We start from the raw sequence: 14,200 nt of genomic DNA, 5'->3' as shown, positions 1-14,200 counted from the left end.
GTACTGGAATTTCGCCCGCCATATGTTCGGGAAATTTGCTGATGGATATCTGTGTCGATTATAATGGTGCTAGTTTCGCTCCTTAATTGCCGTGCTTCCGCAGCGGTGAGAGGGCGACCAATTTGCGATTCAACATGCGTTCTAACCGCTGCAAATGAAGGAATGTGATCGTCGCCGACTATCTGGACGCCCGGGCAGGGCAGGGGGCTCTGCCGGCATCGCTGGGTCGTTACAAGGCGTCGATCGCCAAGATTCATCAACTGCTCGACCTCAAGGATCCGACGCAGGCTGAGCTGGTCAAGCTGCGGCTGCGCGCGATCCGCCGGGCGAAGGGCACCGCGCAGGCCCAGGCGCGCCCGCTGCGGTTCAAGGGGCCGGTCAAGGATGTCGAGCGTGACAAGCCGCGCGGGATCAACGTGAGGGCACTGCTGGAAGCTTGCGGCGACGATCTGACGGGCCTGAGCGACCGCGCGCTGCTGTCGGTTGCCTATGACACCGGTCTGCGGGCTTCCGAACTGGTGTCGATCGAGGTCGAGCATATCCTCGAAGCACTCGATCCCGAAGCACGGCTGCTGTCCATTCCGCGCAGCAAGGGTGACCAGGAAGGGGAGGGGACTACCGCCTTCCTGTCACCGCGGTCGATGCGGGCGATCGCGGCCTGGACCGAAGCGGCCGGCATAGAGGCGGGGCCGCTGTTCCGGCGGGTGCAGGTGCGGCGCTACGAGGCGCGGCCTGCGGTGAAAGGGCGACCGATCGACAGCATATCGAGCCGCGAGACATGGGACCTACGCAAGACGCTGCCGAAACGGGCCGTGCCGGCTCGGGTGGAGTATGATGTAGGGGAGGGGGCACTGCATCCCGGCTCGATCGGACCGATCTGGCGGGCGATCATTCAGCGGGCTTTTGATCGCGGCGCGTTGGGCGATCTGACGGTCGACGATCTGGCGCGGTTGCTCAAGGGGGTCAGTGCGCATTCGACGCGGGTGGGGCTCAACCAGGACTTGTTCGCCAGCGGCGAGGATCTCGCCGGCATCATGGACGCGCTGCGCTGGAAAAGCCCGCGCATGCCTCTCGCCTATAACCGCAACCTGGCTGCCGAAGCTGGTGCGGTAGGCCGGCTCATCTCAAAACTGCGCTGACGCAATGGGAGTGTTTGCGGAAGGGAGCGAAATACTACGCTAAGCCCAATCGGACCGCCCCGCCACTATGGAGAGATCGCGCAGCATTACGGATGAAATCCCGAAAACGAATCGGCGTCCGCGATCCAATGGTTAAATCGCCGGCAAGGAAGAGATTTGGCCGCTGCAAGAGTTCCGTAACATATTTCGGTAAATTCATACCAAATCGGATGACTCGGCTACTTGACTGAAATGTTGCAAGATGTTTCTAATCACAGCCGTCTGTCGGGGCTAAAATCCATGGGAAGAATTGGGATCGCGGTATGCGCGATGCTGGCATATTGCTGCGCCTCTGCTGTTGCTGCGCATGAAGAGCGTTTCCAAAGCGCGGGGTGGACGCTCAGCGTCAATCGGGATGCGTTCACGCAAGAGGTTAGATGCGCCCTTGGGGCGGTCGATCACCGCCTCACTTTCCAGCCGGGCGCGATAGGATTTCGCTTCGGTCACCGGCGCGACACGCTTGAGGCTTGGTACAGGATCGACGATGGTCAGCCGGTGCGCTGGCAGGACCGGATTACCGTTCTGACGGCGGCAGGTGTCGAGATCGATGGACCGGCCATGAATAATCCGACCGGCGGCTGGGTCTGGATTCCTGCTGGCGAGCTTCAACATGCCGATCGCGTCGCAATTCGCCTGCATGATAAGGCGAAGGTCAGACTGTTCCGCCTCCGGGGTTTCGAGGCGATGTTCGATGCTGCCCGTCGGCTAGGTTGTGTTTCCGATGCCAGTTTCCGGAGCTGATCGGTGTACCGCAGCTATGCCGCAATCGGCGTGTGGATGCTTGCCGTTGGTGCAACGGCGCCAGCCCGTGGGGAGACGCTCGCAGAGGCTATTGCGCTGGCCTATCGCACCAATCCCACCCTCGCGAGCAGCCGCTATGATCTGCGCGCAGCGGATGAGAGTCTGGTACAGGCCCGATCGCAACTTCGCCCAACCGCGGAGGTCGATGTGACGGCAACCTATGCCCGCACGATTGAGGGGCGGGCAACGCGAAGCACCAACCCGTTAGCGCCGGAGGTGTTTAACCGGGATACGGCCCGGGCAGAATTCATTGTTGCCCAACCCATCTATACAGGAGGAAGGGCAACGGCGGCGCGAGACGGTGCGATCGCTGCGATCCGTTCGAGCCAGGCGGTTCTGCGGGGCGTGGAGGGAGACCTGCTTCTCGCGGTCATCACAGCCTATGTCGATGTTCGACGTTATCGCGCTGCGTTGGAGGTCTGGCAGGCCAGCGTTGAAGAACTGGAAAAGATCGCGAAGGAGATCGAGGCTCGCCGCACTGCCGGCGAACTTACCTTGACCGACTTTGCCCAGGCTCAGGCCCAACTGTCGATCGCACGGCAACAGGTTGTCGCTACCGATCAGGCGCTGGAGGCGGCGAGAGCCGATTATGCGGCGTTGGTCGGCCATGATCCCGGCGACCTGGTGGAGGAAGCATCGCTTCCGCAATTGCCTCTCCGCGCGGAGGATGCGTTCTCGCTGGCGGAACGGCAAAGTCCGGAATTGGCCCGGGCCCTATTCACCGAACAGGCCTCGCGTGCCGACATTGTGGGCGCCAAGGCGGAAGGACGGCCGACGCTCGGATTGCGCGGAAGCGCGGCACTTAATGGCGAGGCTGATCCTTATCGTCTCCGCGATCAGGATCAGAGCTATAGCGGGAGTGTCGTGCTGACGGTGCCCCTGATTTCAGGAGGGCTTGTAGCATCCCGTGTGAGGCAAGCCGAGGACCGGAATGGGAGCGATCGCTTCAAGATTGAGGCCGTCCGGCGCGAGGTCATCCGCAGCGTTTCCATTGCGTGGAACCAGATGGCGACAGCCGAGCAGCAGACCCAATTGCAGACCGACCAGCGCCATTTCGCCGAGATCCAGCTAGACGGCATGATCAATGAATATCGGGTCGGTTTGCGCTCCACCTTCGACATACTCTATGCGCAGCAATCGCTCCGCGATGCCGAAGTGGCACTGCTGGGTTCGCAGCGGGACCGTTATGTTTCCCAGGCCGCTCTCCTGCGCCAGATCGGCCTTCTGGAAGTCCGCGCCATCATGACGGGCGTCCAACTGCACGATCCAGCAAAGCATCTGCGAGACACCGAGCACAAAAATGCCGTTCCCTGGGATTCGCTCCTTGCCATCCTGGACAAAGCAGGTGCGCCGAAAGCCCGGCAAAAGACATTGCAGCGCCCCGGAAGCAGCGGTGAGGCGCCCGCCTTGGCGCCAGCGCAATCCGGGCCAGTGCAGCGCAACCTTTCCCGGTCCCGTCCTAATGTTCCAATAGCCGGAACCGTCGGCCGCTCCGTTTCGCGCTTCCATCGAAAGCTGCATTGATGAGCGAGGCCGATCCCATTTCCGCGCTCGAGCCTGCTGTCGAAAGCGGTCTGTTCGCCTTTGCGTCTCTGCTGGCCATGCATCGCATTGCGGTTGATCCGGCTCAGCTTCGTCATGGGCTGGGTCATCACGGGGCCGTGACATCGCGTGACCTGGTTCGGATAGCGCAAGGTCTGGATGGGGTGCGCGCTCGCGCGCGCGACGCGCGCTGGAAGGATTTGGAACGTTTGCCCTTGCCTCTGCTCGCCAATGGCAAACTGGGCTGGTTCATGATCGGCCGTGTTGCAGGTGATGAGGTGTTGATCCAGCGCCCCGACGGAGCAGTCGGAACGCTGAAGCGCGATGAACTGGAGGCCATTTGGACCGGTGAACTGGTGCTTGTCACCACGCGCGAGAATGTGGGTCTTACCAACCGGTCCTTCGACATCAGCTGGTTCATTCCGCAGATTATCCGCTATCGTCGCCTGATCGGCGAGGTGCTGCTGATCACCTTGGCGCTCAATCTGCTGGGGCTGGCCGCCCCACTCTTCTTCCAGAACGTCGTCGATAAGGTGTTGGTCCATGACACCATGTCGACACTGACCGTGCTGGCGATCGGTTTCGTCGGCGTATCGACCTGGGAAACGGTCTTTGGTTGGCTGCGTACCAAGCTTTATTCCGAAACCAGCCAGAAGCTCGATGTCGAGCTTGGGGCGAAGCTGTTCAGGCATTTGCTGCGATTGCCGCTCGGCTATTTCGAGGCACGGCGCGTCGGCGACACCGCGATGCGTGTCCGCCAATTGGAGACGATCCGCGAATTCCTCACCAACGCGTCGCTCTCGGTGCTGGTCGATCCCGCCTTCACCATCGTCTTCCTTGTTGCGATGTGGATTTATTCGCCCAAGCTCTTCCTGATTTCGGTGCTGACGATCCCGGCCTATGTGGTTGTCGCGGCGCTGATCACCCGGCCGTTGCGCACGCGGATCAACGAGAAATTCGAACGGGGCGCAGCCAATAACGCGCTGTTGGTCGAGAGCATCGGTGGCATTCAGACGATCAAGGCATCGGCCGTCGAGCCGCAATGGCAGGATCGCTGGGAGCGTCAGTTGGCAGGCTATAGCGAGGCGAGCCAGCAGGTCATCGATCTTGGCAACACCGGTAGCCAGGCGATCCAATATATCTCCAAGCTCAACATGGCCGCGATCCTCTATTTTGGCGCGCAGGCAGTGATTGCGCATAAGATGACGGTTGGTGGCCTCATTGCTTTCAACATGTTCGCCCAGCGTGTGTCGGGCCCGGTCATCCGCATGGCGCAACTCTGGCAGGATTTTCAGCAGGTCAAGATCGCCATCGAACGGCTGGGGGATGTCCTCAACCAGCCAACCGAACCGGGCTCGGGGAGCCGAACGGCTCTCCCTTCGATCACCGGTTCGGTCAATTTCGAGGCCGTGAAATTTCGCTACGGTCTCGATGGTCCATGGACAGTCGAGGATATCGATCTCGATATTCCGGCGGGATCGACGCTCGGTATTGTCGGCTCGTCGGGTTCGGGCAAGTCGACGCTGACCAAATTGCTTCAACGTCTCTATACGCCCGCCAGCGGCCGTGTGCTTGTCGATGGGATTGATGTCGGGCAGATCGATCCGGCTTGGTTGCGCCGGCAGATCGGCGTGGTGTTGCAGGAAAATCAACTGTTCAACCGTTCGGTTCGCGACAATATCGCGCTGGCCAACCCTGCCATGCCGCTGGAAGCGGTGACAGGTGCGGCGACGCTGGCAGGCGCCCACGAATTCATCGTTCGCATGCCGCAGGGCTATGACACGATCATCGAGGAACGCGGCGCCAATCTGTCCGGCGGTCAGCGCCAACGTCTCGCGATTGCGCGAGCCCTTGTGACCCAGCCACGTATTTTGATTTTCGATGAAGCGACCTCGGCGCTCGATGCCGAAAGCGAGGAAATCATCCAGACCAACCTCAAGGCGATGGCCCAGGGCAGGACCGTGTTGATCATCGCGCATCGCTTGTCAGCGATCCGGCAGTGCGACCGGATCATTGCGCTGGAAAAAGGGCGAATCGTCGAGACGGGCAGTCATGAGGAGTTGCTGCACCTTGATGGCCGCTATGCCGATCTCCACCGTCGCCAGATGGGTGTTACCCAAGGGGTGGCCGCATGAACGCCATATCCCGCCATTGGCAGGTCGCGCGGGAAGCGCTTGTGCAGGACAAAGCGCGCGCGAAGGAGCACAAGCGTAGCGCCGATCCCCGTTTCCTGCCGGCCGCCCTTGAGGTGATCGAACGTCCTGTATCGCCCACGGGCCGTGCGACGGCCTGGGTGTTACTGATTGGCTTTGTTGCAACCATCGCCTGGCTGGTCCTGGGCAAGGTCGATGTCGTTGCTTCTGCTCAGGGGCGTATCATGCCAACGGATGACGTAAAGCTCGTCCAGGCGGCCAATACCGGTATGGTGCGCCGAATCTATGTGCGTGACGGCGATGTCGTGAAAAAGGGGCAGCCGCTGATCGATCTCGATCCGACCGTTTCGACGGCCGAACAGACGCAGGCGGAAAAGGCTTTGCTCGCGGCCCGGCTCGACGTGGCCCGCAACCAGGCAATCGCAGATGCTCTGAGCGGGAAGGGGGTTCATTTCGTGCCTCCCCCCGGCACGCCCGCAAATGTTGCTGATACACAGCGCCGACTGATCGCAGCGCAAGTCGCCGAAAATGACGCCGCTGTCGCCGGTATGGCGGCCGCCCGCGCTTCTTCCCTGTCGGATGCGCAAGCGGCCGCCGATCAGGTTCGCACCCTAGACAGGACGGTGCCGGTGCTCGATCGCGAGTTGGAAGCTATGCATGGGCTGGAGGCCAAGGGCTATGCGCCCGGCCTCAAGCTCCTTGAGATGGAGCGGCAACGGCATTCGGAGGTCGGACAGCGTAACATCGCGGTCTCCCAACAGGCCCGCGGGCTTTCGGACGCGCGAAAGTTCGGGCAGCAACTGGTCCAGACGCGTGAACAGGCGCGACAGACTGCCTTGGCCGATCTCGCCAAGGCGCAGAGCGAAGCGATGCTGCGTCAGGAAGAACTCACCAAGGCCCAGCGGAGGAGCCACCTCCAGCGCCTTGTTGCGCCGGTGGATGGGACAGTGCAGCAACTAGCCGTGCATACCATTGGCGGGGTGGTTGAAGCGGTGCGCCCTTTGATGGTTATAGTGCCCTATGGCGCCCTGACCGTAGAAGCGAAGGTGCTCAACAAGGATGCGGGGTTCGTCCACCGTGGGCAGGAAGTGGCGGTGAAGCTCGAAGCCTTTCCCTTCACGCGTTACGGCACCATAGCGGGGCGGATTGAAAGCATCAGCACCGATGCCGTGGACGACAAGAAAATGGGGCCGGTTTACCTGGCGCGCGTCGCCCTGCTTCGTTCGACTATCGACCGTGGCGATCGGGTGGTTCCTCTTGGTCCTGGTATGACGGCAACGGCGGACATTCGCACGGGGCGGCGGTCCATTATCAGCTACCTTATGAGTCCGATTGATAAGGCTCGGCTTGAAGCAGCAAGGGAGCGATGATGACTGCGGCAATCGACAATGCGATGTCAACACCTTGTAGCATCGAATCCGTATATTCGCGTGAACAGTAAACGAGCCTAATTTTGTTTTAAGATTCAATTTTATATTTGGCCCATAATTTTAAAAATACTCGATTGTTTTTTGCAGTACATATGAAAGTCTGAGTGGGGCTGATCCACCAACGATCATTCCTGCTCAACTGCATCTCGATGGAGATAAACAGTGACTGTCACCGATGCGCCGAAGATACCGCCGATGACTGTGAGCCATGTCTTTGGCGAGATCACTTGGCTGTTGAGTGAATCCGTACAGCATCGTGACCTCCGGATAGCTGATCTCAGATGGCTCGTAATGCCCCTGATATTGAACCGCCAATTCACGGTCTTCCGTGACGGAGAACGTCCGCTCGGCGTAGCTCTTTGGGCTTATCTGGATGAAGAGCGAGAGAAGAAACTGATCGAAGGAATGTCCGAATCCAGCAATGAGTTGAGGTTGGACAATTGCAATTGCGGCGACCGGTTGTGGCTGATTGAACTGGTGGCGCCATTTTCGACAAATGAAAACCGCCAGGCTGAATTGATGGTCGCTGACCTTATCGCAGGTCCCTTCGCTGGACGCAGTTTCACGATGATTCACACTGACCCAGCTAGTGACCATAAGAATCTAATCAAGGTAGATGCCGATGCGCGCGATCGTTTGATTGAAAACACAAAGCTCCGCCTTAACGAACTGGGATTGTTGAAATGATCCTCTTTGCCGCTCTTTTGCTCTCGCTGGGCCAAGCCCCGGTGACTCAGTCTGTGACCCAAGGCACTGATTTGAGATTGCAGCCAATTGACGCTTTAAAGAAAGCCGCGAAGCGCAGAGACAAGCGTGCCCAATACGAATTGGGCCGGCGATACGAAACAGGCGACGGTATCAAGCCCAATCTGACCAAAGCAATTCAATGGTACAAGAGAGCATCGAGTTTCGACGTAATTCCTAAATATGTCTATTCGGGACCTGTCGGTAATGAGGAGCACGGGCGAGCAATAGAGATAGGGCCACCTACGGTCATTCCAGGATTCGCGTTAGCTCAAGAGCGGTTGAAATCATTGTTACAGGACGGACGGACGAAAGAGAAATTCGGCATATCTGATACAGAAAATGTACACGTTTCTCATAGAATTAATCAATTCACTCCGTCTGTTAAAAATTTACTTGAAGTCGCTGAGATCGATATAGATCGCGCCATGGAATTAAAGGCATATGAAAAGCCAATCCATCTTAAAATCGGAGGCTTGGATGGCTATTTGAAACTTCAATTAGAACATTGTGATACTGGGAAAGAAAATTGTTCCGTTCAGGAAGTGTCTTTCCAAGCTGACATACCTGTAGGTCGCTGTGTGAGTATGGAACGGGCGGAGACATATCTTCTGCAATATGGATGGAAAAGACATGAAGTCTCTTCATCGATTGTGATCGGGAGAAAAAATATGTCTCTACCTCCCATTTCGCAGGTGTTCAACGATCCAAAAGGGGCGACTCTGAGTTTGGGGCCTTACATTAAACAAGGCTGCATCACGCAAGCTATTTTATCAAATCTTGATGGGCAGGAGAAAAAATAATGCCATTCAACACACAAGTTGAATCAATGTTCTTGTCTTTCAAGAACGCCTATATCGCCTCTGGTGGTACGCTGTCGAATTATAATTCGTTTTATAGCGCTATAAGTAGCATTCCCTCCTTGGTTGATCGGTTTAATGACGCGCAAAGCCAAGGCACGTTGAAATCTATCATCTACAATTCTACATCTACTAACTCATATTATTCCTCCAAAGGAGTTGTCTGGGATCCACGCAGCCGGAAATATGTGGGAACTCCGGTTTCAGGGACAGGGTCAGTCACTTTCGATGCTACAGCATTGAATGGCAACGGAACCCTTCCGACTGGACAACGCGATCTTACTGGCACGTTTATCGCGGCGCATGAAATTGCTCATGCGATTAACGCGCAAGCATCATCTCAAAATTATGTTAACCAATTAAATGCAGCAGCTACTTATATAGCGTCTCGGCCCCAGTCTCGACCTGTTGATGTTACTGCCCAAGTCAGCGCTATTCTCGCTGCGGAATTTAATGAGGAAGCTAGAGCAAGCTTTAGTGCTTATAATGACTTAATAACTTCCTTTGCTGGCTCCGGACAACCCGTTACGGCATCAGATTTACAAAAACTAGCTTCTTCTACCGGTTATGCCAGTTATTTCATTGATAGTGCGACTGGTGCGCTGAACCCCAATATTCCGGTGCAATCGAATGGTCTCATCAGCCTGAGTGATGCGAGTGTGGCTGCTGGCGCTGGACTTATGCGCAGCCGAGAACCCGACGCCATTAACAACCACGCGGTACAATACGGCGTTGCAGCTCTTGCCTTCATGTGTGCCCAGCCCAGCAATGCGGTGCTGACCGTAGATGCCCAAGCAATCGGTATCTCGAACTCGAACGTTTCCTTTAGCGCTGCGCTCGCCGCATATATCGGTGACTTCCAAAGCAATCAGGCAACTCAATGCATTATCCGTGATACTTCCAGCGGAAAGCAAGCCACGATTAACACTTCTGCGAGGGGCACTCCGCGGGTCGTTGTACACGATCCTTTAGATCCCACAGGAGCCACCACCTCGGTAATCTGGGGAGAAACGGCCTCAGATGGTGTAAGCACCGATTCAGTTACCGCGACTGTAGATGCCGATGGTAATGTAATTGGTATCACTATTGTTAAAGATGGAGTATCAATCCATCTTTCTGGTGACGATCTTGGTAGTGCAGCGACACAGATTGCTGCCATGATCGCGAAGTCTACAAATGCAGCACCTCTTCTGGCATATGATGACATATCTTCTCTTATAGGTATGGATACAAATGTTACGGGCGGTGGCATAACGTCTGAAATTGATGACGCGATCCTTTCTGCACATTTTGATGAACAGGGAAATCTTGTAATATCGGGACATTCCAGCGTCCTTATATCCTTTGATCCACGCAGTAAGGTAGGAAGGTTTGGAATAAGCGCCGGACAAGATGCATATGGCCGCGATATTTCTCAGGAATGGGACATTAATTTTGCGGACGGCTCTCATAACTATACAGGCATTACACAGACAAGAGATGGTGATCTAACGATCACGCGGGATTCCCATGGCCCAACGACCATCCGACTGACCGATTCCCCAATCAATATCGACTTTGTCGATGCCGCCGAAATTCTTGCGAATACGTTTGGCCGCTATATCGCCGGCGACAACGTTCTGACGCAGACGGTGACGTCTGCTGCACTGAAAACGATTGCCGACAATTTCGGCGACGTTCTCAACACACTCGCATTTGATGGCGGGACGGCAACAGCCGACAACCTATCCCATGCTTTCGATGGCTTGGGTCAGGAGTTTCTCAACAATCTGAAATCGGCAGGGGCTGGAGCGGTGAGTTCTTATCTCACCGCCCAGCTCGTCGATGCGATCGGCATCAATGGTTTGCCTGGAGAACTTCTCAATACCGAGGCCGGGCAGGTCGTCGATACAATCCTCAAAAATGCCATTGACGGAAACTATGCATTTGAGGGTCTGAATGCAGCTAGCTTGGCCAACACTGCGGGAAGTTTCGTTGGCAACAAGCTGGCCGAGGAGATTGCAAATTGGGATGAGGTCGGTGAGCAGATCGGTGCTCAGATCGGCAGCGCCATAGGCGCTGCGGTTGGAAGCGCGATCCCAATCCCCTTCATTGGGTCGGCTATAGGTGCCTTCTTCGGCGATCTGATTGGCGGTCTGATTGGCGGTCTTTTCACCGGCAAGCCGGAATCTGGTGCAATCGTCGGCTATAATGCCTCCACGGGGCAATTCGCCGTACAAAACGTCTGGAAGAAGGACGGAGGTAAGAAGGCTGTGGCCCGGCAGCTTGGCAACAGTGCCGCGACTTCTCTTAACGGCATCGTCGATGCCATTGGCGGCGAGCTTATCAACGGCGGGGCGGTCGAGGCCGGTTCCTATGGCATGCGCGCCAAATCCTTTATCTACTGGGAAGACGGCACCGAGAGCGATAATCGCCTCAAATTCGCTTCCGCGTCAGACCTAGTCGAATATGGGGTCATGCGCGCGGCCAGGGAGATGCAATTCCTTGGCGGCGACATTTATGAAAAACGCGCATTCTATAACACGATTGCGCTGGGCATTCAGACAAGTACCGTTGACGGAGATGCCACAAAAGTTGATTTTGGTCTTGATACCTTGGTTGGCAACTTGTCGGTTGCGCAACGATTGAGAACTTATCTCAATAACTCTGCTTCCATCAATGCCCTCATCGCGGCGCAGCCTGATTCGGTATTCAGCGCAGAATGGTTGCTCACCCTGTCACAAGCGAGCGATATCGGCCTTCTCAAGCGTAGTACGCATGATTGGGATGGAGGCTTCTCTTACCTCCTCAATCAAGGCGAGATCGACGCACGAACGGTAGGTTTCCAGTTTGAAGCTTTATCCCGCGAGGGCAACGGCGAGCGCGTCATGACGTTCAACGGCGCTGTGTTGCAGGATACAGTGGATAGCGGGTCCAAGACGGTCATTACGGGATCGGCTGGCGATGAGGTAATCACGGCTTCATCTGGAGGGGTGCGGGACGGTGCCGCTCAGGATTCTTCCTATCACATCTCGAACGTTTTCCATGGTGGATCTGGTGATGATCTCATCGTGGCGGGAGATTCAGGTGACGATCTGTTCGGGGACGATGGTAACGACATTCTTGTTGGCGGAGCCTTGGACGATTGGCTGTTCGGTGGGGCAGGGGACGATGTGCTCGATGCAGGAGGCGGGAGCGGTAATGTTCTCGTTGGGGGTTCGGGCAATGACCATCTGCTCGGGGCAGACGGGGTTTCCGCTAATCCTATGAACAGTGGCTCCGATTGGCTGGAGGGAGGGTCAGGTGATGACGTGCTCACGGCTCGCGGTGGGGATGACTATCTCGAAGGCGGCGAGGGCAACGATGTCATCGACGGCGGTGCAGGCAATGACACCATTATCTTCCGTGCAGGCGATGGCCGTGACCAGCTGAGCGATTCCGGTACATCCACCACAGAACATGACGTTCTCGATTTTGGCGAGGGAATCGCACCCTCCGATGTGACCGTTGTGGCGCATTCGGCCGGTATCGACCTTTCCTTGCTCGTGGACGGCGCGGCTTCAGGCGATCGCATCGATCTGCATGGCGCGGTCACGAATGTCGCTGAAGGGATCGAGGAAGTCAGCTTTACCGGCGGCAGCTGGAGCAAGAGCGATCTTGCGGCGCACGCCATCTATGCGAAGAACGCTGGCAGCAATGTGCAAGGGACATCGGCGGACGAGACCCTCGCAGGCACGGTATATGACGACACGCTCAGCGGTGGCGGTGGTCACGATATCCTTTCCGGCGGCGATGGTTCGGATACCTATATATTCAACCCCGGCGATGGCGACGTCGCAATCGATGACGTTGGTTCGGCGGTCGATATCGATGCCGTTCAGTTCGGCGCAGGCATCACGCTGGCGGACATTTCCATCAGCTATGACCCTGCCAATCCCCACGACATCATCCTCACCATCGGTTCCAACGGCGACAAGCTGACCCTGAAGCATCAGGACGTGAGCGACGGTTCCCGGTCGATCGAGGAACTGCGCTTTGCGGACGGGACGAGCCTGACGCTTCGCGATCTTTATCGCCTGGGTACAGGTCCGAGCTTCAACGGCACGGTCAAGGATGCCGCAACCGTCGTCTGGGATCAGACGTTGGGCGGCGGCGACGGCCCGGACAGTTTCAGCTATAATGCGGGCGACGGTAACGTCCGCATCAACGAAAGCTATTGGAGCGGTAACGACACGCTGGTTCTAGGGGTGGGTATCCGGCCGGAGGACCTGATCGTCACACGGGATTCCCAGGATAGCCGGGACGTCTGGATCCGGTTCAAAGGACAACCGGGCTCCATTCTGCTCAATGATCAGGATTCGGGAGGTGGAACCGGGATCGAGCATATCCAGTTTGCCGACGGTACGACCTGGGACAGGACGGTGCTCAGCCAGAAGATCGTAGACCGGGAAGGCACCGCCGGTGCCGAGGTGATTTACGATGGCCAGTCGGGCACGGTGATTTCGGCCGGAGCGGGTGACGATATCGTCTATGCGGGCGGCGGTGCCGATACGATCATCGGCGGCCAGGGCGATGACGATCTTTATGGCGGCGACGGTGGCAACACCTATGTCTACAATATTGGCGACGGCAATGACCGCATCACCCAGGGCTATTGGGAAGACGGCGTCGATAGGCTGAGCTTCGGCGCGGGCATCTCGCCCGGGGATCTGATGCTGACGCGGGATGCCAGCAACGGCAGCAATGTACGGATCAGCTTCACCGGTCACCCCGGCTCGATCCTGCTGCAGGGGCAATCGGATGGCCGAGCCACGGGCATCGAGCAGATCCAGTTTGCCGATGGCACGATCTGGGATCGGGCGGCGCTCGATGCACAGGTTGTGGCGCAGGCTGTTTCTGCGAGCAACGACATCGTGCGCGATGGCTATTATGGTCTCGCGATTGACGCAGGCGCGGGCAATGATGTGGTCTATGCTGGCAGCGGCGCGGACATCATCACCGGCGGGACTGGTGACGACGACCTGTATGGCGGCGATGGCGGCAACACCTACATCTACAACATTGGCGATGGCGACGACCGCATTACCCAGGGCTTTTGGGAAGATGGCGTCGACACGCTGAGCTTTGGTGCCGGGATCACGCCTGGCGATCTGGTGCTGACGCGGGAGGCCAGCAATGGCAGCAATGTGCGGATCAGCTTCACCGATCACTCTGGCTCGATCCTGCTGCAGGGACAATCGGATGGCCGGGCCACGGGCATCGAGCAGATCCAGTTTGCTGACGGTACGATCTGGGATCGTGCGGCGCTCGACGCGCAGGTGGTTGCGCAGGCCGTTTCGGCGGCCAACGACATCGTGCGCGATGGCTATTATGGTCTCGCGATTGACGCGGGCGCGGGCAATGACGTGGTCTATGCGGGAAGTGGCGCCGATACGATCACGGGCGGGACTGGCGATGACGACCTTTACGGTGGCGACGGCGGCAACACCTACATCTACAACATTGGCGATGGC

At 57.4% G+C, this 14,200-nt stretch carries 8 protein-coding genes; all 8 read left to right on the top strand.

The annotated features are described in order from the left end of the window. The first annotated feature begins 164 nt into the window (after positions 1 to 164). Positions 165 to 1,139 (top strand): tyrosine-type recombinase/integrase, encoded by a 975-nt coding sequence (locus MRBLMC3_RS07975; protein ID WP_363827414.1) that lies wholly within the window; start codon positions 165 to 167, stop codon positions 1,137 to 1,139. Between the two features lie 222 nt (positions 1,140 to 1,361). Continuing rightward, complete coding sequence (locus MRBLMC3_RS07970) at positions 1,362 to 1,919, top strand: hypothetical protein (protein ID WP_363827411.1); 558 nt, start codon at positions 1,362 to 1,364, stop codon at positions 1,917 to 1,919. A 3-nt stretch (positions 1,920 to 1,922) separates the two neighbouring features. Beyond that, positions 1,923 to 3,503 carry a TolC family outer membrane protein gene (locus MRBLMC3_RS07965; protein WP_363827408.1) on the top strand — a complete coding sequence of 527 codons (1,581 nt, stop codon included), beginning with the start codon at positions 1,923 to 1,925 and terminating at the stop codon, positions 3,501 to 3,503. Then, positions 3,503 to 5,656, top strand: a complete 2,154-nt coding sequence (locus MRBLMC3_RS07960) for a type I secretion system permease/ATPase (RefSeq protein ID WP_363827405.1) — start codon at positions 3,503 to 3,505, stop codon at positions 5,654 to 5,656. The genes MRBLMC3_RS07965 and MRBLMC3_RS07960 overlap by 1 nt, the downstream gene beginning before the upstream one ends. A 113-nt stretch (positions 5,657 to 5,769) precedes the next feature. After that, positions 5,770 to 7,044 carry an HlyD family type I secretion periplasmic adaptor subunit gene (locus MRBLMC3_RS07955; protein ID WP_363827402.1) on the top strand — a complete coding sequence of 425 codons (1,275 nt, stop codon included), beginning with the start codon at positions 5,770 to 5,772 and terminating at the stop codon, positions 7,042 to 7,044. Between the two features lie 222 nt (positions 7,045 to 7,266). After that, positions 7,267 to 7,791, top strand: coding sequence for a toxin-activating lysine-acyltransferase (locus MRBLMC3_RS07950; protein WP_363827400.1), 525 nt, complete (start codon positions 7,267 to 7,269; stop codon positions 7,789 to 7,791). Next, positions 7,788 to 8,651: a tetratricopeptide repeat protein gene (locus MRBLMC3_RS07945; protein WP_363827398.1), complete on the top strand. Its 864-nt coding sequence runs from the start codon at positions 7,788 to 7,790 to the stop codon at positions 8,649 to 8,651. Before MRBLMC3_RS07950 ends, MRBLMC3_RS07945 begins: the two co-directional genes overlap by 4 nt. Then, positions 8,651 to 14,200: calcium-binding protein (locus tag MRBLMC3_RS07940; RefSeq protein WP_363827395.1), on the top strand; the 5,550-nt coding region annotated here is incomplete at its 3' end. The genes MRBLMC3_RS07945 and MRBLMC3_RS07940, both read left to right, overlap by 1 nt.

This window comes from Sphingobium sp. LMC3-1-1.1 (assembly GCF_040676285.1).
Taxonomy (GTDB): Bacteria; Pseudomonadota; Alphaproteobacteria; order Sphingomonadales; family Sphingomonadaceae; genus Sphingobium.
This window is presented reverse-complemented; position numbering and strand designations above follow the sequence as displayed.